This is a genomic window from Clostridioides sp. ZZV15-6383, from assembly GCF_020657735.1.
Classification (GTDB): Bacteria; Bacillota; Clostridia; order Peptostreptococcales; family Peptostreptococcaceae; genus Clostridioides; species Clostridioides difficile_D.
The window spans coordinates 83,990-105,320 of record NZ_JAGWCV010000008.1 but is presented as its reverse complement, the minus strand read 5'-3'; the positions used below and the strand labels follow the sequence as shown (position 1 = coordinate 105,320).

21 protein-coding genes and 1 tRNA gene are annotated in these 21,331 nt (G+C 26.9%); 4 read left to right on the top strand and 18 right to left on the bottom strand.

The window, feature by feature from the left end; all coding sequences use genetic code 11:
- On the bottom strand, positions 1-225 hold a 225-nt coding region (locus KGF42_RS05225; protein WP_227825918.1), incomplete at its 3' end, for a MerR family transcriptional regulator.
- Between the two features lie 450 nt (positions 226-675).
- Positions 676-1,110, bottom strand: coding sequence for a cell wall-binding repeat-containing protein (locus KGF42_RS05220; protein ID WP_227821110.1), 435 nt, complete (start codon positions 1,108-1,110; stop codon positions 676-678).
- Positions 1,111-1,518: 408 nt separating this feature from the next.
- Between KGF42_RS05220 and rpsT the strand changes: the two genes are divergently transcribed.
- On the top strand, positions 1,519-1,785 hold the full coding sequence (gene rpsT, locus KGF42_RS05215) for a 30S ribosomal protein S20 (protein WP_021385419.1): 267 nt from the start codon (positions 1,519-1,521) through the stop codon (positions 1,783-1,785).
- Between the two features lie 189 nt (positions 1,786-1,974).
- Here the strand turns inward: rpsT and holA are convergent, their stop codons facing one another.
- The 4 genes from holA to KGF42_RS05195 form a co-directional block, all read right to left on the bottom strand.
- Complete coding sequence (gene holA, locus KGF42_RS05210) at positions 1,975-3,018, bottom strand: DNA polymerase III subunit delta (RefSeq protein WP_227821057.1); 1,044 nt, start codon at positions 3,016-3,018, stop codon at positions 1,975-1,977.
- Positions 2,972-4,267, bottom strand: a complete 1,296-nt coding sequence (locus KGF42_RS05205) for a ComEC/Rec2 family competence protein (RefSeq protein WP_227825917.1) — start codon at positions 4,265-4,267, stop codon at positions 2,972-2,974. The genes holA and KGF42_RS05205 overlap by 47 nt, the downstream gene beginning before the upstream one ends.
- Before the next feature lie 120 nt (positions 4,268-4,387).
- On the bottom strand, positions 4,388-5,572 hold the full coding sequence (eis, locus tag KGF42_RS05200) for a GNAT family N-acetyltransferase (protein WP_227825916.1): 1,185 nt from the start codon (positions 5,570-5,572) through the stop codon (positions 4,388-4,390).
- Positions 5,573-5,580: 8 nt separating this feature from the next.
- A complete protein-coding gene (locus KGF42_RS05195; protein WP_054274479.1) occupies positions 5,581-6,486 on the bottom strand; it encodes a DUF2156 domain-containing protein in 906 nt (301 codons plus the stop codon).
- Positions 6,487-6,673: 187 nt separating this feature from the next.
- On the opposite strand from KGF42_RS05195, the gene KGF42_RS05190 reads away from it, so the two are divergent.
- Complete coding sequence (locus tag KGF42_RS05190; RefSeq protein ID WP_227825915.1) at positions 6,674-7,510, top strand: ComEC/Rec2 family competence protein; 837 nt, start codon at positions 6,674-6,676, stop codon at positions 7,508-7,510.
- 126 nt (positions 7,511-7,636) lie between these two features.
- Here KGF42_RS05190 and KGF42_RS05185 read toward each other — a convergent pair whose 3' ends face one another.
- The 5 genes from KGF42_RS05185 to KGF42_RS05165 form a co-directional block, all read right to left on the bottom strand.
- Positions 7,637-8,344 carry a tRNA threonylcarbamoyladenosine dehydratase gene (locus KGF42_RS05185; protein ID WP_227825914.1) on the bottom strand — a complete coding sequence of 236 codons (708 nt, stop codon included), beginning with the start codon at positions 8,342-8,344 and terminating at the stop codon, positions 7,637-7,639.
- Positions 8,345-8,494: 150 nt separating this feature from the next.
- Positions 8,495-8,591: transfer RNA gene (locus tag KGF42_RS05180), tRNA-Sec, on the bottom strand.
- Between the two features lie 244 nt (positions 8,592-8,835).
- Entirely contained in the window at positions 8,836-9,675 is an 840-nt protein-coding gene (locus tag KGF42_RS05175) for a 3D domain-containing protein (RefSeq protein ID WP_227821063.1), read from the bottom strand.
- Between the two features lie 248 nt (positions 9,676-9,923).
- Positions 9,924-10,598 carry a uracil-DNA glycosylase gene (locus KGF42_RS05170; RefSeq protein WP_107595415.1) on the bottom strand — a complete coding sequence of 225 codons (675 nt, stop codon included), beginning with the start codon at positions 10,596-10,598 and terminating at the stop codon, positions 9,924-9,926.
- 36 nt (positions 10,599-10,634) lie between these two features.
- On the bottom strand, positions 10,635-11,006 hold the full coding sequence (locus tag KGF42_RS05165; RefSeq protein ID WP_054274484.1) for a NusG domain II-containing protein: 372 nt from the start codon (positions 11,004-11,006) through the stop codon (positions 10,635-10,637).
- 66 nt (positions 11,007-11,072) lie between these two features.
- Between KGF42_RS05165 and KGF42_RS05160 the strand changes: the two genes are divergently transcribed.
- Positions 11,073-12,128: an FAD:protein FMN transferase gene (locus tag KGF42_RS05160; RefSeq protein WP_227825913.1), complete on the top strand. Its 1,056-nt coding sequence runs from the start codon at positions 11,073-11,075 to the stop codon at positions 12,126-12,128.
- 192 nt (positions 12,129-12,320) lie between these two features.
- Here KGF42_RS05160 and KGF42_RS05155 read toward each other — a convergent pair whose 3' ends face one another.
- From KGF42_RS05155 to KGF42_RS05125, 7 genes are all read right to left on the bottom strand, one after another.
- Complete coding sequence (locus KGF42_RS05155) at positions 12,321-13,499, bottom strand: PatB family C-S lyase (RefSeq protein WP_227821066.1); 1,179 nt, start codon at positions 13,497-13,499, stop codon at positions 12,321-12,323.
- A 53-nt stretch (positions 13,500-13,552) separates the two neighbouring features.
- The gene (locus KGF42_RS05150) at positions 13,553-14,617 is read right to left on the bottom strand and encodes an aminopeptidase P family protein (protein ID WP_227825912.1); all 1,065 of its coding nucleotides are present in this window, start codon (positions 14,615-14,617) and stop codon (positions 13,553-13,555) included.
- A gap of 98 nt (positions 14,618-14,715) precedes the next feature.
- The gene (locus KGF42_RS05145; RefSeq protein ID WP_227821068.1) at positions 14,716-15,978 is read right to left on the bottom strand and encodes a PTS fructose transporter subunit IIC; all 1,263 of its coding nucleotides are present in this window, start codon (positions 15,976-15,978) and stop codon (positions 14,716-14,718) included.
- 24 nt (positions 15,979-16,002) lie between these two features.
- The gene (locus tag KGF42_RS05140) at positions 16,003-16,320 is read right to left on the bottom strand and encodes a PTS fructose transporter subunit IIB (protein WP_003416512.1); all 318 of its coding nucleotides are present in this window, start codon (positions 16,318-16,320) and stop codon (positions 16,003-16,005) included.
- A 57-nt stretch (positions 16,321-16,377) separates the two neighbouring features.
- A complete protein-coding gene (locus KGF42_RS05135; protein WP_227821069.1) occupies positions 16,378-16,833 on the bottom strand; it encodes a PTS sugar transporter subunit IIA in 456 nt (151 codons plus the stop codon).
- Positions 16,834-16,847: 14 nt separating this feature from the next.
- Entirely contained in the window at positions 16,848-18,737 is a 1,890-nt protein-coding gene (locus KGF42_RS05130) for a BglG family transcription antiterminator (RefSeq protein WP_227825911.1), read from the bottom strand.
- A gap of 87 nt (positions 18,738-18,824) precedes the next feature.
- Positions 18,825-20,186, bottom strand: a complete 1,362-nt coding sequence (locus tag KGF42_RS05125) for a Sapep family Mn(2+)-dependent dipeptidase (protein WP_227825910.1) — start codon at positions 20,184-20,186, stop codon at positions 18,825-18,827.
- A gap of 172 nt (positions 20,187-20,358) precedes the next feature.
- On the opposite strand from KGF42_RS05125, the gene manA reads away from it, so the two are divergent.
- The gene (manA, locus tag KGF42_RS05120; protein ID WP_227821072.1) at positions 20,359-21,303 is read left to right on the top strand and encodes a mannose-6-phosphate isomerase, class I; all 945 of its coding nucleotides are present in this window, start codon (positions 20,359-20,361) and stop codon (positions 21,301-21,303) included.
- Positions 21,304-21,331 lie beyond the last annotated feature (28 nt).

Sequence of the window (21,331 nt, the reverse complement as noted above, 5' to 3'; positions counted from 1 at the left end):
TTTTTGATTAGAAGTTGAAACTCTTGTATAAATAACATTTTTTCTATTTACTTGTTCTTTATGTATTCCTTTATATTCTAAATATTGTTCATAAGTGTAATATCTTCTATCTGTTGGAGTTCTAAAAACCTTTAATTTCCCTTCAACATCCCAACGTTGCAGAGTTCTGAATGAAATATTAATTAACTCTGCAAACTCTTTTGGTTTATAGTTATTGTTTTTCATATAATCACATCTTGACTATAATTTACTATAAACAACTATATTTATCTATGTTTTTATTAATTAAAAACAACCTCCTTTTATAAAAATAAGATGCATGTTATTTTGTTTTATCATTATTAACTATAGGCGGAGAAGATATAATTGAAAGTTTTCTAAGTTTTAGATTTAATTTATGCTTTTGTTCTATATATGGCTTCAATAAGTCAGCTATACTTTTAAGAAGACTTTCTTATTTATTATCGCTCATATACAGAAATTCTTAAGTAAAAAGCACACTATCTTTTTTATAGTCTTGGTATTTCCCGCATCAATCCTACATGAAATACTGTAGAAAGTATAACAAATGTTTCTCCTTCCATAGATGCTGTATATTCCTTAATGCATAAACTATTTCAATTGTACCACACACACGATTTTCTTTGAATACTTCAATCATATTGTTCCAAAATTTTAACATGGTGATAAACTGTTGCACGAGGCTTCACCTTTAAACCCATTTGTTACCAGTACATTACCTGAGGTACCTTTTAATTCTAAAATCTTGTCACTTACCTTATAATTTCTACTAAGTCTATCTTTTCCTTCAATTCTTTCAACGTCAATATTTTTTCCCTTTAATAAATTCTCTACTTTTCTTCCTATAGAATTATTTCCTCCTATTATGTATACTTTTTTAACATTATTAAGTCTTTTTAATGTTAAATCTGGTATCTCATCTTTCTTAGTCAATAATATTGGCGCGTTTTCAACTCCAGCCAATCCACTTGCTGATAATCTATCTGCTAAACTATTATCCACATTGATAAGGATGACTTTAGTATAATTCTGTTTATCTGCAATAATGGCTGAAGTTTCATACTTATCTTTACCATTTGTATTATCAATCGAACTAAGTGCATTTGATACTATTGGAAAAATTATCTTAATTGAGCATATAAATTTATATTTTTATAAATTTTTTATTAAATTTACAAAAATGAGTAATTTCTTGCATTATCTTATAATTATTGGAAATACTATCAAAATGTATGTAAATAGTTTGTATTATCTCAAAATATTTGTTACAAAAATGAAATATTAATTTATATATATTAAAATATTTAAAACACAAAATATACCAACCTAAAAACAAGATATTGCAAATTATTTATACACAATCTATAGTCTAAAAAATCAAAATAAAAAACATTATTAAAATATATAAATAATAATCCTTGATTTTTAGATTTATTTCTGTTAAAATCTAATATGTTGACGATGAATATGATAAAAAAATACAGGGAGGTGAACACGGTGGCAAATATAAAATCAGCTAAGAAAAGAATAGGTGTTATCGAAAAGAAAACTGCTTTAAATAGAGTTAGAAAATCTCAAATAAAAACTGCAATAAGAAGATTCGAAGATGCTGTTGCAGCTGGAAACAGAGAGGATGCTGTTGCTAAGTTCCAATACGCTCAAAAAAGAATATACCAAGTAGCTTCTAAAGGAACTATACATAAGAATGCTGCAGCTAGAAAAGTAGCTAAATTAGCTCAAAAATTAAACGGTATGAACGCTTAATTACCAGTTTATATTTCTTATATATAATAACCCCTATGTAGGGGTTTTTTATTTTGTAAATTTATACAATAAAAAATAAATAGTTAGACATATTATAGTTAATTGTACATCCTTAGTCTTAATTTAGCGTACTTCTACTCTGAGCTATAACATATCTTGCTATTTATTTTTTATTAATCTATAGATTTTTTATATTGCTTCTCTTTTACAGTATCTACTAACCAACATTTCAACAGCTAAAGTATCTCTTATAAGACCTGTCTTTATTTTATAATCACTTTCTAATATATAATTTAATATTTCCACAATTATATCATCAGAAAAATTTTTAGTTTGCTTTAATGCTTTTCCTACAACAAATTGATGCATTTTTAATTTATCAGCTATGAGTTTTGTTGAATATCCATCAAGTTGTAACTGTCTTACTTGCATAATTATTTTAAATTGTCTTGCTATCATAGAAAATATACCTAAAACAGACTCTCCTTCTTGTATCATATCGTTTAGTATTTTCATTGCATTGGAAGCATTTTGTTCTCCAATATAATCAATTAATTTAAATATATCATTCTCAACTTTTTTTTGAGATAATTTATCAATTACGTCATTAGTCACATTATTTCCTTTACCAACAAATGAACTTATTTTATTTATTTCATTTTCTAAATCAGATAAAGTCTTTTCACTACTCTTATCTCTATATCCTTCTTGTTCAATAAAATACATTATTTGAGAATTCTCTATTATGACTTCATTTAAAGCAAAAGATTTTTTTATCCACTTAAATAAATCCATATCAGAAAGCTTGTCACAATCAAAAACAATTCCATTATTACCTATTTTCTTAACTAGAGATTTTCTTTTGTCAATATCTCCATATACAACAAAAACTATAGTGGTAGTGTCTGGAGTGTTGTCTAAATGTTCAATTAAGTATTTCTCATCACTATCTGTAAAATTCTTTTTCTTCCCTTTTAATAGTTCAAAATCTTTTATTATTACTATTTTCCTATCATCCATAAATGGAAGTGTTTCTATAGAGCTTATAAGCTGATTTAAGACTATTTCCTTTCCATCTATTATATCTAAATTAAAATCAAGCATTCCCTCGTTTAGACTACCTTTAAATGCTTTTATTGCATTCTCGATTAGATAATACTCTCTTCCATAAAAAAGATACATTTTTTCAAAATTTTTCTCTTTTACATTCCTTATAATATCCTTGTAATTCATTCTCTTGCTCCTTTATCTCTTTTCCTTCTATGTAAAATATGTAAAAAAACACTCCTATGTAATAAATAACAACAATATAAAATTTAGGGTTTTCTATATTAATGTATGCAAAACTTAAATTGCTGAGTTTTTCTAGTAAAAAAAATATGCTTTCTATCAGTGTACTATTAAAAAAGGATATAATTTTAGCTATTATTACACTTACTTTGAATACTATTAAACTTGCGATACTAAGATACATTATTACTCCTACAAATGGTACTATAATTAAATTTCCTATAACTGAAAGCAGTGGTATGCCTTTAAATGTATAGTATATTATAGGCAAAGTTAATATATTTGAAGATATTGTCAATGATACCATACTTAATTTTATAATACTATTTATTTTATTGTAGAATATTAATATAGAAAGTGTCGCTAAAAAAGATAATTGAAAACTTACATTATATATAACATAGGGGTTATTCATAATTAAAACTATCCCTATTAGAGACAATGCTGATATTCCATCCTTTTTTCTATCAATAAATATTGATAAATAGAAAACCATAACAAATGCTATAGACCTAATTATGGATGGAGATGCACCTACCATTATACAATATAAAGTTATAAAAATCGACAATATTAATAATTTATACAATTTATTTATACCTCTTAATAGAAAAGATATAATTACGCATAGTATACCTGTATGAAGACCCGATATAGATATTACATGACTAGTTCCTGTTCTAGTGAATATTTCTTTTTGCTCATCAGTCAAATTTTCAACCTCAGCTAATAATATAGAATTTATAAAATCTGAGTTTTTCTTATATAAATATCTGTAAGTCTTACTAACATAAAATTTTATTTTACCCACTAAGGAATATATTTTATTTTTTCCAATAACTTTATAGTTATTTATGTATATTATACCTTTATATCCAGTACTTTTTACATACCTTCCATAATCAAAGTTATCATACTTCATTTTATCTAAACTTTTAAATTTGCCCGTAATACTGACTTCTTGACCGGTTTTCATATTTTTATTTCTTGTATAATCATTTATTAGAAAAACGCCTACTTTATATTGATTGTATTTTTTCTTTTTAATTTGCCCTTTAACAACTCCCTGTATAGTTATTATCTTATCATTAAGCTCTTCATCGTTTTTTACGTTATTCGTAATGATAAATGATGTAACTATCACAAATGTTAATATAATTAATAAAGGTCTTCTTATTTGAATTATAATCACTCCTACATAAAAACATATTATTTAGATTATTTTCAAATAGTAGATTTTTAAACAAGATAAATTATTATATAAACAAAATAATACGTCAAAAGATTATAAAAAACTTTTGACGTATTCTACTTATATATATTCATTTATATAGTTATTTTTTTTAGAGAAAATACAATTAAGTACTTCTATTGTTTCTTCTGAAACACCTTTTATATCATTTAAGAAAAGAGCTTCTTTTACATCTATATATGAAAATGCTAACTGTGTTAAGGTATTTATATCTAATTTAATATCAAAACCTTCTTGAATCTTTTCTGTGCCTTTTTCATCTAATCTCTCTACAGATACATTTCTATTATGTATAGAAATTTTAAATAGCCCATTATTTTCATCTATAAACTTGTCTTCTATTAATAAATTAACTGAGCTATTAATATCCTTATCAATATCCATATCTTCAATAAATTTCTTTACATTTATAACTCTTCCCATCATAAAAGGTTTTATTTTTATCTCACTATCCTTAGGGTTGTCTAATATGAATCTCATCTTATCTATTACAGGAGTAGATATAGTAGCTATCTTACATTGAGTATTGTGATTATATATAAATCTAAGCATTGATTTAAGAGCATCTATATTTTTATAAAATAACTCTCTAACAAACATTTTGTCTCCCTGAAGAAAATAAACTATATATCCATCCTTTTCATTTCCTTCATGAATGTATAAAAGTCCATCTTCACTTTGAATCTCTTTAAATAAGTTTTCATAATAATGTTCATCTTTTAACACATTACCATTAACCTCATTTAAAAAAGCTCTATCTATTTGTATCAACTCATCTATTTGTGATAAATCAGACTTTATCATTTTTCCACTTGATTTAAAATTTTTTAAGTCATCTGTGTTAATAGTATATTCAATCTGGTCATAACAATGCTCATATCCAAATCTTCTATAAAGTCTATAGTCAATTGGCATCAATATAGAAACTAATTGCCCTCTTTTATACAATTCATTTAAAGTAAATTTAATAACTTTACTCATATATCCGGTTCCTCTTCCTTCTGGAAGTGTAGAAACCCCTACTACATACGATGTATTGTATACCTTGTTATTTAGTAGTAACTTATACTGATTTAGCTGAAGAGAGGAAATAATTTTTCCTCCATCTAAAGCTACTACAGTATTTTCAGATTTATATTTATCACTAAAATAGTACTTCATGAAACTTTCACTGTCGTTAAAACAATAACTCCAAATTTCTTTTATACTTTCTATTTCTTCTTCTTTAGCATATCTAATCTCCATATAGTCTACTAAGCCTCCCTAACACTGTACTTTTCAACAAATCTGCAAGGATGATAAGAAAGTTTAGCCTTTCTTAAACCTTCAATACCTAAGTCTTCTTCTCTGTTCACAAACTCAACATCCTTAAATTCACTTACCAAAAATTGTTGGTTTATAAATGGATACAGACCTCTTATATCAGGATTAGCTTTTTCTATATGAATCAATGCCATATTTGGATTTAAAAGTTCTCCTATACTAAAAGCTTCTAATTTTCCATCCACATAAACACCAAAAACTTTTACCTTATCTTTTAGTATGTCATAATGGTTAAATATTTTTTTGATACCTATTAATTCATCATCCATACTTTCATCAAATTCATCATTTTCTTCTTTATTGCTTTCCCATTCTTTCATTAATACCAAACATTCATCGAAGTTTTCTTTATCTAATAACTTGGCTTCATATCTACCTGCATACTCTTTTAAGAAATAATTTATATGGTTTCTCTTCTTTTGATTCTTCTTACCAGCTAGAGTTCTTAAACTTTCTGCATCATAAATATAGTCAAATAAATCTCTTTCTTCTATATACTCAAATCTATCTGGATATTTTTCTTTTAAAAACTCTACTACTTCAGTAGTAATACCTCTTAGGTATATTTTTTTGTTATTTCTAGAAAAATATTCAAGTACAAAATCTACAACTTCTGGAAGTTTGTCTTTTTTAGCAAGTGGTAATATTGAGAAACTATCTCCTTCATATTCCCCAACTAAAACAGCAAAATCTTCACCTATATAATATCCTGTCTTATAAACATGTTGCCACATATATAAAGTACTAAAACAGTACTCACAAGCTTCATAATCTACTAAATCAAAATATGGGTCTAGCTCCTTTTTTGAATTTAGTTCAATATCTTTGAAAAACATAAAATCCTCCTACCTTTTTTATTGCTTAATTTTTAAAAATTTTATTTTGTATCTATAAAAACTCCAATTTTGTTATGGTATTAATTTCATTTATATTGTCTAGAATATAAAATATAATAAGTTATATATATCTTATATTACCCATCATAAATTTATATAAACATGTAATGAATGGAGTGATTTTTTATTGAGAAATAAAATTTTTTTATCAATACTTATTATAATATCACTTTTAAGCGGCTGTGACAAAAAATCTCTACTATCTATACATATGATTGATGTTGGACAAGGTGATAGTATTTTAGTTCAAACACCTACAAATAAGAATATCTTAATTGATGGAGGTGATGAAGATAGTGAAAACATAATTACTAGTTATCTTAAACAAAAAAGAATAAAAACTATTGATACTATAATAGCTACACATCCAGATTCAGACCATATAGGAAGTCTTGATAATGTTGTAAAAAAATTTAAGGTAAACTCTATATATATGCCTGAACAATCAACAGATAGTGAAGCTTATCAAAATCTAATAAATTCTTGTACTGATAAAAACTTATCTATTCAGTATCTCTACAAAGATGATGTTTTAAATATTGATAACAATATAAATATATATGTATTAAGCCCTTCACATATACAAGAAGAATCTAATTTAAATTCAATAGTTTTCAAATTAACTTTTAATAATAACTCTTTTTTATTTATGGGCGATGCTGAAGAACCAAATGAAAAAGAAATTTTACATTCCTTTGAATTAAACAATATTAATTTTATAAAAATAGGTCATCATGGAAGTAATTCATCGTCTTCTTTAGAGTTTATAAAGAAAGTTAATCCAGATATAGCTACAATATCATGTGGATATAAAAATCAATATGGTCATCCACACAGAGAAGTTATTAATACTCTAAAACAAAACCATGTATCAATTTATAGAACAGACAGAATAGGAGATATTGTTTTTTATAGTGATGGAGAAATTATATTTACAAAACATAAATATGAGATAGATACATAATATAAAAAATAAAACTATAACTACATAAAATAATTAGGCTAAAAGTATGAATATAAAATTATTTTATATTAATGCTTCTAGCCTTCAAGTTGGTATATAAAATTTATAAATTAAAATATTTAAAACTTATTGTCCTAATAGTTCATTAATTATTACAGATGCGATTACTAGCCCTCCTACAGAGGGAACAAATGATACACTACCCGGTGTTACTTTTCTACCATTCATTACTTTCTTTTTAAGTTCTATTGGCTGTTCAGTCGAATATACTACTTTTAATTTTTTGATGCCTCTATCTCTAAGTTCTTTCCTCATAACTTTAGCTAAAGGACAAGTGCTTGTTTTGTGTATATCCGTAACAACTATTTTAGTTGGGTCTAACTTATTTCCCATACCCATAGAACTTATTACTTTTAATCCTTTTTTTTCACAAGTTTCAATTAGATGTATTTTAGAACTTACCATATCTATTGCATCCACAACATAATCATATCTTTCAGTCAGTATTTCATCACTAGTATCTTTATTATAAAGACTTCTTATTTTTTTTATATTGATATTAGGATTTATATCTAATATTCTTTCTTCCATAACGTCAACTTTATACCTTCCTACAGTTGAATGTAGGGCTGGTATTTGTCTATTTATATTGGTTATATCTACATCATCAAAATCTACAATAGTAATATTACCCACTCCAGCTCTTACTAAAGCTTCAACAGTAAAACTGCCAACTCCTCCAACTCCAAATACTATTACATTTGAATTATTAAGTTTTTCTATCCCATCATCTCCAGCTAGAAAACTAGTTCTCGTTGTAAAATTATTTTCCATCTTTCCACACTCCTAGACTTTTATCTAAATATATAATAGTATTAGAAAATTCACATTATATAATACAAAATATTATATATTATTAAAAATAAATTATCTTAAAATAAATTTAAAAAGGTATCTTTTAATTAAAAGATACCTTTTACATACTGGCGGGAATGCGTGGGAATCGAACCCACCTAAGAGGCTCTTAACCCCTCATACTAGTTTTGAAGACTAGAGGGCACACCGGCACCCATCCACTCCCATAATGAAAGCCTTCTCAACGAAATCTATAATATCATATATTTTGACTCTTTGCAACAATTTTTATAGATTTATCTGATAGAAAACTATAATTTAAATAGTTTTTATCTATACATAGTTAAAATTTACATGTTTTATTATATATCTAAAATAAAAAACTGGAAAGTATATTTTAAGAATCTATAAAGAGTTTCTTCTCTATACTAATTAAAATATAATTTCCAGTGTAAATATAAATTATTTAACTATTTTAATATACGTATATCTATAGTTTTTCTACCCCAGTTATAAACTGTTTTTGAATCATTCATATAGATATCAATTTTATTTCCTTTTATTGCTCCACCACAGTCTTCTGCAGTAAATACCATATCAAATTGAGGTATATAAACTTTAGTTCCATATGGTATAACCTTAGGGTCTACAGCTATTGTTCCCCATTTAGGTTTTGTTCCTGTTGCAGTTATACTATGACCAGTATATGCAGTTGCTACTACTCTCATATTTTTACCATTATTACTACTACTGCTACTAGATGATGAAGAAGCCATTCTTCTTGAGTTTTCTCCCCTTGATGAAGCGACTTGCATTTCCACCTTAGTTCCTTTGCTTACAACCTTATTTACTGGCTCAGCTTTAACAACTTTTTTCACAAATTCCTTTTCTACTTTCTTTCCATTGTGATAAGTTTCTTTATATATTAATTCACTTTTACCAGACTTTCCTTCTTCTTTAACTTTAGAATCTCCCTTTAATAAAGAATTGTCTTCAACTACTGTAACTTCAAATGGAATGTCTTTAGTTTCTACAACTGTTTTTTCCTTTACATCAATTACTTCTATTTTATCCCCATTAGATAACTTTGAATTCTCATCTAAAGTAACTATATCATTTGCATCATAGCTGATGTTTTGAGATTCTAAAAGATCTCCTACATTAGAACTGAATGTTGATATAGTTCTTTCTTCCCCCTTTACTACTAGTGTTACTTGTTTATTAAGTGCAGAGTATCCTGATAATATTCCAACTGATAAAACAACCGCCATTGCCGAGACTTTAACATTACTCAATTTTTTTAAATTCATATAAAATTTCCTCCCTCAGATTTTTTACACTATATATTTTGCTTCATAAAATTCTGCTTTGTAAGTTTCTTTTTTTATTTGTGTTTTTTGTGTAACTAAATTGTAACTATTTTTTCAAGAGTTGTCAACTTGACAAAAAAATAGAAATATGCTTGTATAGTATTTTCAACTATTCAAACATATTTCTATTAGTTACAACAATGTCATTGTTTATTGTTGTTTTGTTATTATTTTGTTACCTTTTATTTTTATATATTTTCTATTTGCCAATTGATAGGTTCTTTTCCTAGCTTTTCCAAAATTTCATTTATCTTAGAGAAGTGTTTACATCCAAAAAAGCCTTTACTTGCTGACAAGGGGCTTGGATGAGGCGCTTCCAAAATATAATGCTTACTTGTATCAATCAACTCTACTTTTTTACGTGCATTACTTCCCCATAATACAAAAATAACTGGGTCTTCACGTTTACTTAAAATAGATATTACTCTATCAGTGAAAATTTCCCAACCTTTATTCTTATGAGAATTAGCTTCATGTGCTCTAACAGTAAGAGCAGTATTTAAAAGTAACACTCCTTGGTCTGCCCAAGGCATCAAATATCCATTATTAGGTATAAAACACCCTAAATCATCTTTTAATTCTTTATACATATTCAATAGAGATGGTGGAGTTTTCACTTGTGGTTGAACTGAAAAAGCTAAACCATGAGCTTGATTATCTCCATGATATGGGTCTTGTCCTAATATTAAAACTTTTGTATCTTTATATGAAGTGTGTTTTAAAGCTTCATATATATTGTGCATATTTGGAAAGATTTGTCGTGTTTTATATTCTTCTATAAGAAATTTTCTTAAATTTAAGTAGTAATCTTTTTCAAATTCTTCTTTCAATAATTCATCCCAATCATTTCCCAAATTAACCATAATTATCACCAATTCCTTTCAATTATTTTTATTATTTTATTTAGAAATTATATCTTCTTGATTATCATTCTTTTCATTTGTATTTATTTTTATGCTCACTCTATTAGGTATACAAACTATACTTTGACTTGGCTTATTTATAAAGCCAGTATGTACGCAAACCTTATCAGGACATGAAGCATCTACTATCTCAACCCCTCTATCATGAATCTTGACTATGTTATACCCCCCTCTATTCTCTATTTTAAATTCTTCTTTGGCATTTATTGAAACAGTTTTATACAATTTATTATCTACATAAATCTCAATATTTCCAGCATTTTTAGAATTTATAACATTTATTATCCCATAACATGCTGTAATAATAACCAAAACGCCCAAAATAAGAAGAATGTCTTTTTTCTTCATTTTTTGTCCTCCTATGAAATTATGTTATAATAAAATAATAACACAATTTCATAGGAGGAATATACCATGAATAAGAAAAAAATCACATTTATTTTTGTGATATTGATTTTAGCATTAATTTTATTTTCATTTTTTAGGAGTTCAAGCCAGAATACTAAATATAGTAAAACTAGCTACTACCTTGGTACAGTAAATGAAGTCACTGTATTTAATGTAAAAGAATCCAAAAGTGATAAAATCTTAAATGAATGTGATTCAATTTTAAGATATATCGACAACAAAATGAGCACTCATATACCAGGAAGCGATGTTTCTAAGATAAATGATAATGCTGGTAAGAATTTTATCAGAGTTTCTGATGATACATTCTTCGTTGTAAAAGAAGCCATACAATATTCCAAATTATCAAGTGGATATTTTGACATAACAATTGGTCCATTATCAAATTTATGGGCAATTGGAACAGATAAAGCTAAAGTGCCAAGTGATTCTGAGATACAAAAACTTCTGCCTCTTATTGATTATAAGAACATTGTATTAGATGAAAAAAATAAATCTATAAAATTAACCAAAGAAAATATGAAAATTGATTTAGGAGCAATAGCTAAAGGATACGCTGCTGATAAAATTGTATCCTATTTAAAATCAGAGGACGTAAAAAAAGGTTTAGTAAACTTAGGAGGAAATATATTTACTTTAGAAGATGGTAAAAATGATAAACCCTTTAAAATAGGTATTCAAGACCCAACTAGTAAAAATGGTGAGTCTATAGGAAACATAGAAACTACAAATAAATCTGTTGTTACCTCTGGAATTTATGAAAGATTTATTGAAAAAAACGGAAAAATATATCATCATATGCTAAATCCATTTACAGGGTATCCTTTTGAAAACAACCTAAGTAGTGTTACAATAATCTCTGATAAATCTATTCATTGTGATGCTTTATCCACTTCTACATTTGGGCTTGGACTTGAGAAAGGTATGGATTTAATTAATAGCATTAATAATGTAGATGCTATATTTATAACTAAGGATAAAAAAGTATACTTAACTAAGGGTATAAAAGATAATTTTAAACTTACAGATAAAGCTTTTTCTATTGAAAAATTAAATAAATAATGAGTTTAAATAATAACTATATCTATTATACATACAAAATACATAAGAATTTAAATAGTTATCACATAACTAATTCAAATTTAAGTTTTATATAAAATATGGTATATACTAAGTAATCTAAGACAAATTGTACTTATGTATATACCATATTAATAGTTTAAATTTATATAAAACACTAATTCAACCAAATTTTTATAAAGACTTTAAAAATAAATCCATTCTATTTAGAGCTTCAATTACATTTTCTTTTTGAGTTCCTAAATTTATTCTAACATAGTTTTCACCATCTTGTACAAAATGGCTTCCATCTTCTAATAATACTCCTGTATCGATAGCCAACTTATCTGTAAATTCACTTGCACTTATACCTAATCCACTTATATCCATCCAAGCTAAATAAGATGATTCCATCTTCATCAATTTTATCTTACTATATTTATTTACCCAAGCTTCTAAAAGTTCATAATTTGATTTTATATATTCATTTACACCACTTAACCATTCGTGACACTCATTATATGCAGTTATCAATCCTAATATTCCAAATACATTTGGAGAAGTTATAGAGTTTTGCTTTAGTTTATCTCTAAATCTATCTCTTATATTCTTATTTATGACTATTGAGTAAGAAGTCTTTAATCCTCCAAGATTAAATCCTTTGTTTGGTGATGTCAATAGAATAACATTTTCTAAAAGCTCTTTTTCAATCTTAAGTATTGAATTAAATTCACCATAGTGAATATGCTCTGCATGTACTTCATCTGCAACCAAAATAACATTATTTTCTTTACATATAGTTGCTACTCTTGTCATTTCTTCAATTGTCCATATTCTTCCAGATGGATTATGTGGTGTACAAAACATCATTAATTTAGGTTTATTTTCCTTAATTTGGGCTTCTAATTTATCAAAATTTATATAATATCTATCATTTACAACATCTAATGTGTTACAAACTACATTTACACCCTGTTTTTTTGCTGATGATTCAAAAGGGTCATAAACTGGTGTATTTAATATTATACTATCACCTTTTTTACAAAAAGCTTGCACTACATAATGAAGTGTCGATACAGTTCCATAAGTTAATGTAATCCATTCTCTTTTTACATTTACCTCATGCATATTTTTTTGCCATCCAATAACTGAATCATAAAATTCATCGTAACAGTATGTATATCCAAATACCCCTCTTTTTACAGCCTCAATAAATTTATCTTCTATTTCTGTTGGTATTTTGAAATCCATATCAGCAATCCACATTGGTACAAAATCTTCTTTAATATCTCCAAACTTATCTCTTATGATATTTAAATCCCATTTTCTACACTTTTCACTTATTCTATCTGGTCTATCATCAAAATTATACATTTAAATTTACCTCTTCTTTTCTTATTGTTATAAAATATTTATCTAATTTATTTTTAGCTTACAACTATTAAATCCTTAGTAGATGTAGTCAACCTCACACATCCACCTTGTGTTATAAGTACATCATCTTCTATTCTTACGCCTCCTAGAGTTGGAACATATATACCTGGCTCTATAGTTACAATCATTCCTTCTTTTAATACTTCATTTGATTCAGGAGCTAATGCAGGATATTCGTGAACCATAATTCCTACACCATGACCTAGATTATGACCAAAATTATCAGCATATCCATATAAGCTAATTATATTTCTTGCAACTTTATCTATTTCACCAGTAGTCATTCCTGGTTTTAAAACCTTTATACACTCTTCATTTGCTTCTCTTACTATATTATATATTTCTTCTAACTCTTTATTTATAGTCCCCATACAAATGGTTCTAGTAATATCTGAACAATAATTATTGTACTTAGCACCAAAATCAAAAGTAACAAAATCTCCATACTCTATAATTTTTTCACTTGCTTTTCCATGAGGTAATGCTCCTCTAAGTCCAGACGCAACTATTGTATCAAAAGATTCTTTTTGACCACCTAACTCTTTTATAACCCTAACAATTTCATTTTCAACTTGCTTTTCAGTCATACCAACTTTTATAAAATCAATTATATGATAAAATGTAGCATCGACTATTTCACAAGCTTTTTTTATATATTTTATTTCGTCTTCATTTTTTGATTCCCTTAATGTAGATAAATCAACTGATTTTAAGGTTGCACTTAACTTATTACTCATACTTCTATATGAATCAAAAGATACTTCATTTCCTTCAAATCCAATTTTGTTTATATTCTGCTCTCTACAAATATCATTAATTATATCGAAATGAGTTCTAGTTTTGTCCATTAATACTACATTAAACAAGCTCGATTTTCTTTTAACTTCTTCAAAATATCTAAAATCTACTATTATATATTGTGCTTCTTTCGTTATAAAAACATAACCTGAAGAACTAAATAGATTTCCAACATAAAACTTATTTGTAGGACTATTGATAAGAAATCCATCTATATCATATTCTCTAAGATACGCTCTTACTTTTTCTATCTTCTCCATATCTTATCTCCACCGCCTTTAATTAATCATATAGGTAAGGCTGGTAATATTAAACCATATTACCAGCCAAGGTTATTTATAGATAGTAAAATTAAATACTAGTCGATATAATCTACAACAAGTTTACCATCTTTTATTAATTTATTTCTGTAGAATATATTTCCTACTGCTATGAATATAGCACCAACTGCTATACCTATTACATATCCAAATAAGTTATCTACTAGAGGCCATGCCCATACAGCTGACTCTGGGAACCATTGAATTGCTCCTAGAATTATACCTGTAATAGCTCCTATTACACTTCCTACTATGTTTAAAGGTATAACAAAACCTGGTCTTTCAAGTGCAAATGGTATTGCTCCTTCAGATATGCCCATAAATGATAAGAATATAGAAGTTTTTCCTGCTTGATAGAATTGTCTATCATATACTCTTCTTCCTACTAATCTTTTATCTAATAATGTTGTTAATCCTAATCCAATTGGAGGAACAACTATAGCTATTGTTCTTGCTGTTATTGGCAGTACATTTTCTGTAGTTAAACCAAGTGCAACGAATCCTGCGGCTTTGTTTATTGGTCCTCCTAAGTCAAATGCTGTAGCTGCTGCTAAAGCTGTTGCATATACATATTCTCCAGCTGCTCCTGCTGCTGTTAAGAAGTTTTTCATACTTTCATTAATTAATCCACCAAATGGAGTTATTATAAATATCATCAATACCATACAAGTTAATGATGCTATTAATGGTATTAAAAATGTTGTTTTAAAAGCTAACCAGTTGTGAGAAACTCTTATAGATTTGTTTAACCATTTTACAAAATATCCTATTATGAATGCTATTAATATTGCACCTAAAAATCCTGATGCAACTGGAACAACTTCAGTCCATTGTCCATCTACAAATTGTGGTACACCTACAGGTTTGTTAGCTATATATCCACCTATAAAACCTGCAATTAAAGCTGTTTTTCCTCCTATAGAGTTTGCACAAAATGCTGCAAATAGTGGTATTGCAAAGCCAAATAAAGTAAATCCGAAATTTGACATTAATTGTGCCATATTTAAAAGACTAAGTTTGAATCCTGTAAATTCTCCTGAATTCATAGCATCAACTATACCCACAGATGGGTCAAGTCCTAATATAGCATATGGTATTAATTGAGATAAAGCCCCTATAAGTCCACCCATTACTAAAACTGGTATCATATATGATATACCTGTCATTATATGCTTACTTATTTCCTTCCATTTTCCATTTCCCTTTGATTGAGTTGGATTAGATGGAGTAGATTTTCCTACATTATTTCCTCCTGTTGTAGAAGCACCTGAACTGTTTATAACTTTTTTCTTAATTGCCATTCTATTTCCTCCACAATAAATTTATTATATTCCTAAATCTTCTTCTATTTCTTTTATAACACCCTCTGCATTTTTTATAGCTTCTTGTAATTCAACTTCATAAACTTCACAACCATCAAATCTTTCCATACCTTCTGGTGTTATTGCTACTGCATGTATTATCATAGTTGCTCCTAATATATCATCTCTTGTTAACTCATTTTGAACACCATCTGCACCTTGAGTTTCAACTTTTGCTTCATAACCTAATGCCTTTGCTGCTTGCTCTATTGCTTCTGCTGCCATGAAAGTGTGAGCTAGTCCCATTGGACAAGCACATAATGCTACTAATTTTTTATTCATTTTAAATTCCTCCTATTTTTTATTAATTATTTGTTTTATCTTAACCTTAGTGTTTAATTATAAACCTAAAGCTTCATTTATTAAGTTAGATATTTCTTCAGTATCATTACTCTTTAAAAGAGAATCTTTAAAATCTTTATTTATTAATTTTCTTGAAAGAGATGACAATAATTTAAGGTGAATATTTTCTTTACTTTTTCCTGGCATAAGTAAGCTTATTGCCAATTTAACATTGTCTTCACCTTCATTCCAAACAACATCCTCATTAAACTTCAACACTACTACTGCTGGATTTTCAATTGCATCGTTTTTAGTATGAGGTATTGCTATAGATTCACCTAAATTTGTAGTAAATTGTTCTTCTCTAGCCATTAAACCTTCATATACCAGATTTTCATCTTCTGTTAAGTTTAATTCTTTAGCTTTTTTTGCTATAAATTTTAAAACATCAACCTTTGATTTAGCATCAACGTTTAAAAACACATATTCTTTGTTAAATATGTTTGTTCCCATTATTAACTTCCTCCTTAATTACCTATCAGTGACATTAATTTATTAAAGTCACATATTTTAATAATTCCTCTTACTCCACCTTCATCTTTTATAAAATTATAAAGGTATTTAAATATCGAGAAATTATGCTTTTCTTTAGTATTAAAAAATACCATAAATACTAGCTGAACTTCTTGTTTATCCCAAATTATTGGATTTTCAAGTATTCCAACTCCTATTATAGATTTTTTGTCTCCCTTCACTATTGTGTGAGGTATTGCTACTAGATTTCCTATTTCAGTTGATGAAATATTTTCTCTATCTATTATGCTTCTTATAGAACTTTCTTCTATAAAGTTTCTTTCTTTTAGTTTATTTGAAAGTGAAAGTATAACCTCTTCTTTAGTACTAGCCTTTATACTGAAAAAAGCTTTCTCATCAAACATATTACTTATTATCTTTCTTCTTTCTTCCTTTTCATAAAAGGCTTTGTTTACGTTTTCAATTAAGCTATCATCAAATATATTTTCTATATATAGCACAGGTTTTTTATATCCTTTTAATTCAACCGTAGATACTATCAAATCAACATCTTGACTTATAGCCATATCAAGATATCTAACTGGATAAACACCTACAACGCTTAAATCACTTATATTCTGCTTTAACTTTTCAGAAATAAGTTGTCCTGTTCCTATACCATAATGACAAACTATACAAATCTTCTTACTAGTATTTTTTTTCATTCTTTCATTTGAAGCAGCAAAGTGAATAGCTATATATCCAAGTTCATCTTCATCAAGTTTTAAATTAAACTCAGTTTCTAGTTTATTTGATAAAAACACAGCTAGATTAAAAGCTATAGGAAACTTCTCTTTTATCTGATGGAGTAGAGGATTATTTGATTTTATATTAGCTTTAGCTCTATTTAAAAATCTCTTTATATGGTCAGATACTGATATCATAAACTCCTCATCCTTTGTGTAATCACTACCTGAAATAAGTAATATATCTTGAAGTGCACTACTTATAACATTACTTATTCGCTCCTCTAGTTCACTTGTGTTTTGTCTCCCTTGTGTGTCTTTATATGCTATTACACCAGAGTAATTTGAAATATAAATTACCTCATCTTCAATAAGTTTAAATCCAATCTTATCAGATATCTCTTTCATTAAAGTTTCTATAAAGTAGTAATTATGAAATCTATAATTTGTATCCATCAAGTTTATATTATTACTATGACCTCTCTTACTCCTAAACACAGAAACAATTATCTTTGAAAGCAAAAGATTAAAATCTTTATCTGAAATTATTGTATCTTTTTCTCTTAAATGTCTTTCTAAAATGCTTTCTATACAGTGTATATCGTTTTCACTGATGTCATCTAGAAACACCTTTACTTTACTTTTTTCATCTAATTTTATTGCATAGTCAGTAATTAATTGTCTTATATTAATTTCTTCACCATGTATATAGCTTCCATAGTAAGGTTTAGATTTTATAACTAAGTCATACTTTTCAAGTTTTCTTTTAAGCTTACTAGACAATTTGTTTATAGCGGCTATACTTAGATTTAATTCTTCTGCCATTGCTTCTATACTCATATAATTTTTGTTAATAAGCATACATATTATATTTGACAATCTTGATTCTTCAGAATCATCTAAAAAACCATCAATATATTTATTCGCTTCTTTAACAGCTTTTGCTATATTACTTTTAGAGCCGCTTAGCTTATATCCTATACCTCTAGAAGAAGCTATTACCAAATCATACTTACTTAAAATACTATTTAAGTCTGCTATATATCTTTTAATAGTTTTAGTAGACACATCCAATTTAATAGCTAGTTCGTTTGATGTCATATATCCGTCTTTATTGCTTAAACTTTTTACTATTACTGCATGTTTCTTAGTTATCATTGTATCACCTTCTCTTTGATTTCAATTATATATCAAGTAAAATTTTAATTGTATATATAATATGTCTATATAAGGGACATTTTGTATTTATATTTTGTTACACAATGTAATTATTGCCTCTGCATATATGGATATTGCAGTTATAAATCTGTCTAAGCTAGCAAATTCATTTGCACTATGGACATTTCCAAAACTACCATCAGGAAATTCACAACCAAATATTACTGAATTATGCATTTCAGAAGCATAACTTCCTGCACTAGTTACTCTAACATTGTTTTTTAAATCTCCAGAATACTTTACATATATATCATGCAAACTTCTTACAAGTTTTGTGTTTTTATCTATATAATTTGCTTGCTTTAAATTTTCCCCAATAACCTTGAATTTATTAATGTTATTTTTATTCATATACAAATTAAATTTTTTTATTATAGTTTCAATTGTTAATACTTCAGGATATCTAACACTTAAAACAACTTCTAACTTTCCATCTATTATATTTATTATTGTTGGAACCATTGATAAAATCCCACATTTTCCTTCAATATTTAAATCAAATAATTTTCCATCTATATTATCTTGATTTATTAACTTATACAAGTCTTTTGCCCAATCTTCATCAATATTTTCTGCTAGAAGTTTAATTGTACCTAGTACAGGATTGATTGACTTTTCAGGTTTAGATGAATGCCCACCTTTTCCATGTATAACATAATCTCCTTTATCATAACTTATTGACATATTATTAAAATCACAATATATATTATCCTTACCCAATTTTTTTATATTTTTTATATACACTTTATCTGGTATTGTATTAAATTCTATTCCACCACTTATATATAAAGATTTATTGTCTATATCTGAAATTAATTTTATTACTGCTCCACCTTTTTCCCCATTTAGTACAGGAAATTTAGCATCTGGAGTAAATCCATATACACCATATGGTTCTTTACTATAATAGTGTTTTATACACTTAAATCCACTTTCTTCATTTCCTCCTGCTATTAATCTAACCTTTCTTTTTAAATCAATATTTAAATTTTTTATCATTTTTAACGCTAAAAAATTCACTATCATAGGTCCTTTGTTGTCAGATACTCCCCTAGCAACTAATTTATCACCTATAATATTTAGTTTAAATGGCTCGCTGTCCCATCCTTCACCTGAATTTACAACATCACAATGCCCAAATATATCTACATACTCTTTACCATCTCCATATTCAATTTGAATAGCATAATTATCTATATTTTTTACTTTAAAATTGTTTTTTCTACCTAGATTTTCAAACCAATTTAATGCATCATATACTCCTTTTCCAAAAGGCATGTCTTTAGATACTGTTTTTTTATCATAAAATGAAGGTATACTTACCCATTCTTCCAACAGCTTTAAAAATTCTTTTTTGTATTTTTTGCTTTCTTCTTTAAATAATTCCATAATTATCACTCCAATTTAGAACTTTATATTATATATCATAGTTTATCTTATTTAATAACTCCTTATACTTTATGTCATTTCAAGGGACAAAACTTTTTTACTATTGATTTTATAATCTATTTATATATAATTATTTGTAGGATAAATTTAATATCATAGGAGGAACAGAATTATGGAACCATTATTTTTAAAACCTATTTTTATGGATAGAATATGGGGTGGTACTGCACTTAAAGATAAATTTAATTATGAAATAGATTCACCAACAACTGGTGAGTGTTGGGCGATAAGTTCTCATAAAAATGGAGATTGCTTAATAGAAAATGGAGAATATAAAGGTAAAAAGCTATCTGAATTGTGGAATAAAAATAGAGAATTATTTGGAAATACACCTGGTGATAAATTTCCTTTGCTTACAAAAATATTAGATGCAAATGATAATTTGTCAGTTCAAGTTCATCCAAATGATGAATATGCTAAGAAAAATGAAAATGGAGAGTTGGGCAAAACAGAGTGTTGGTATGTAATAGATTGTTCTGATGATGCAGAAATTATAATAGGTCATAATGCAAAATCTCATAAAGAATTTGTAGATATGATAAATAATAATGAATGGGACAAACTACTTAGAAAAATTAATATAAAAAAGGGAGACTTTTTCTATGTTCCAAGTGGAACTATACATGCTATATGTAAAGGAACATTAATTTTAGAAACTCAACAAAATTCAGATACTACTTATAGAGTTTATGATTATGATAGAACTGACAATTCAGGTAATAAACGTGAACTTCATGTTCAAAAATCCATAGATGTTACTAATGTTCCTCATACAAATTTTGATACTGATTATAAAATTGTATCAACATCAGACTTTAAATGTACAACATTTGTATCAAATGAATTTTTCAGTGTTTACAAATTAGATGTTTTTGGAAAATGTAGTTTTACACACAATACACCTTTTTCTTTATACAGTGTATTGGATGGAAATGGAAAATTAATACACAATTCTGTGAAATATGATTTAAAAAAGGGAATGCACTTCATATTACCAAGTGAATTTGGAGATTTTAGCTTTGAAGGTAATTTGGAAATTATATGCTCTCATATATAAAATCTAACTAAAAATAGGCCATCATAAT

Coding starts and splice junctions, on each gene's coding strand:
- KGF42_RS05185 (WP_227825914.1), bottom strand. CDS start 8,344: ATGGAAAATAATTTTACAACGAGAACTAGTTTTCTAGCTGGAGATGAT.
- KGF42_RS05160 (WP_227825913.1), top strand. CDS start 11,073: ATGAATAAGAAAAAAATCACATTTATTTTTGTGATATTGATTTTAGCA.
- KGF42_RS05145 (WP_227821068.1), bottom strand. CDS start 15,978: ATGGCAATTAAGAAAAAAGTTATAAACAGTTCAGGTGCTTCTACAACA.
- KGF42_RS05175 (WP_227821063.1), bottom strand. CDS start 9,675: ATGAATTTAAAAAAATTGAGTAATGTTAAAGTCTCGGCAATGGCGGTT.
- KGF42_RS05170 (WP_107595415.1), bottom strand. CDS start 10,598: ATGGTTAATTTGGGAAATGATTGGGATGAATTATTGAAAGAAGAATTT.
- KGF42_RS05195 (WP_054274479.1), bottom strand. CDS start 6,486: ATGTTTTTCAAAGATATTGAACTAAATTCAAAAAAGGAGCTAGACCCA.
- KGF42_RS05130 (WP_227825911.1), bottom strand. CDS start 18,737: ATGATAACTAAGAAACATGCAGTAATAGTAAAAAGTTTAAGCAATAAA.
- eis (WP_227825916.1), bottom strand. CDS start 5,572: ATGGAGATTAGATATGCTAAAGAAGAAGAAATAGAAAGTATAAAAGAA.
- holA (WP_227821057.1), bottom strand. CDS start 3,018: ATGAATTACAAGGATATTATAAGGAATGTAAAAGAGAAAAATTTTGAA.
- KGF42_RS05135 (WP_227821069.1), bottom strand. CDS start 16,833: ATGGGAACAAACATATTTAACAAAGAATATGTGTTTTTAAACGTTGAT.
- KGF42_RS05125 (WP_227825910.1), bottom strand. CDS start 20,186: ATGGAATTATTTAAAGAAGAAAGCAAAAAATACAAAAAAGAATTTTTA.
- manA (WP_227821072.1), top strand. CDS start 20,359: ATGGAACCATTATTTTTAAAACCTATTTTTATGGATAGAATATGGGGT.
- KGF42_RS05165 (WP_054274484.1), bottom strand. CDS start 11,006: ATGAAGAAAAAAGACATTCTTCTTATTTTGGGCGTTTTGGTTATTATT.
- KGF42_RS05155 (WP_227821066.1), bottom strand. CDS start 13,499: ATGTATAATTTTGATGATAGACCAGATAGAATAAGTGAAAAGTGTAGA.
- KGF42_RS05150 (WP_227825912.1), bottom strand. CDS start 14,617: ATGGAGAAGATAGAAAAAGTAAGAGCGTATCTTAGAGAATATGATATA.
- KGF42_RS05140 (WP_003416512.1), bottom strand. CDS start 16,320: ATGAATAAAAAATTAGTAGCATTATGTGCTTGTCCAATGGGACTAGCT.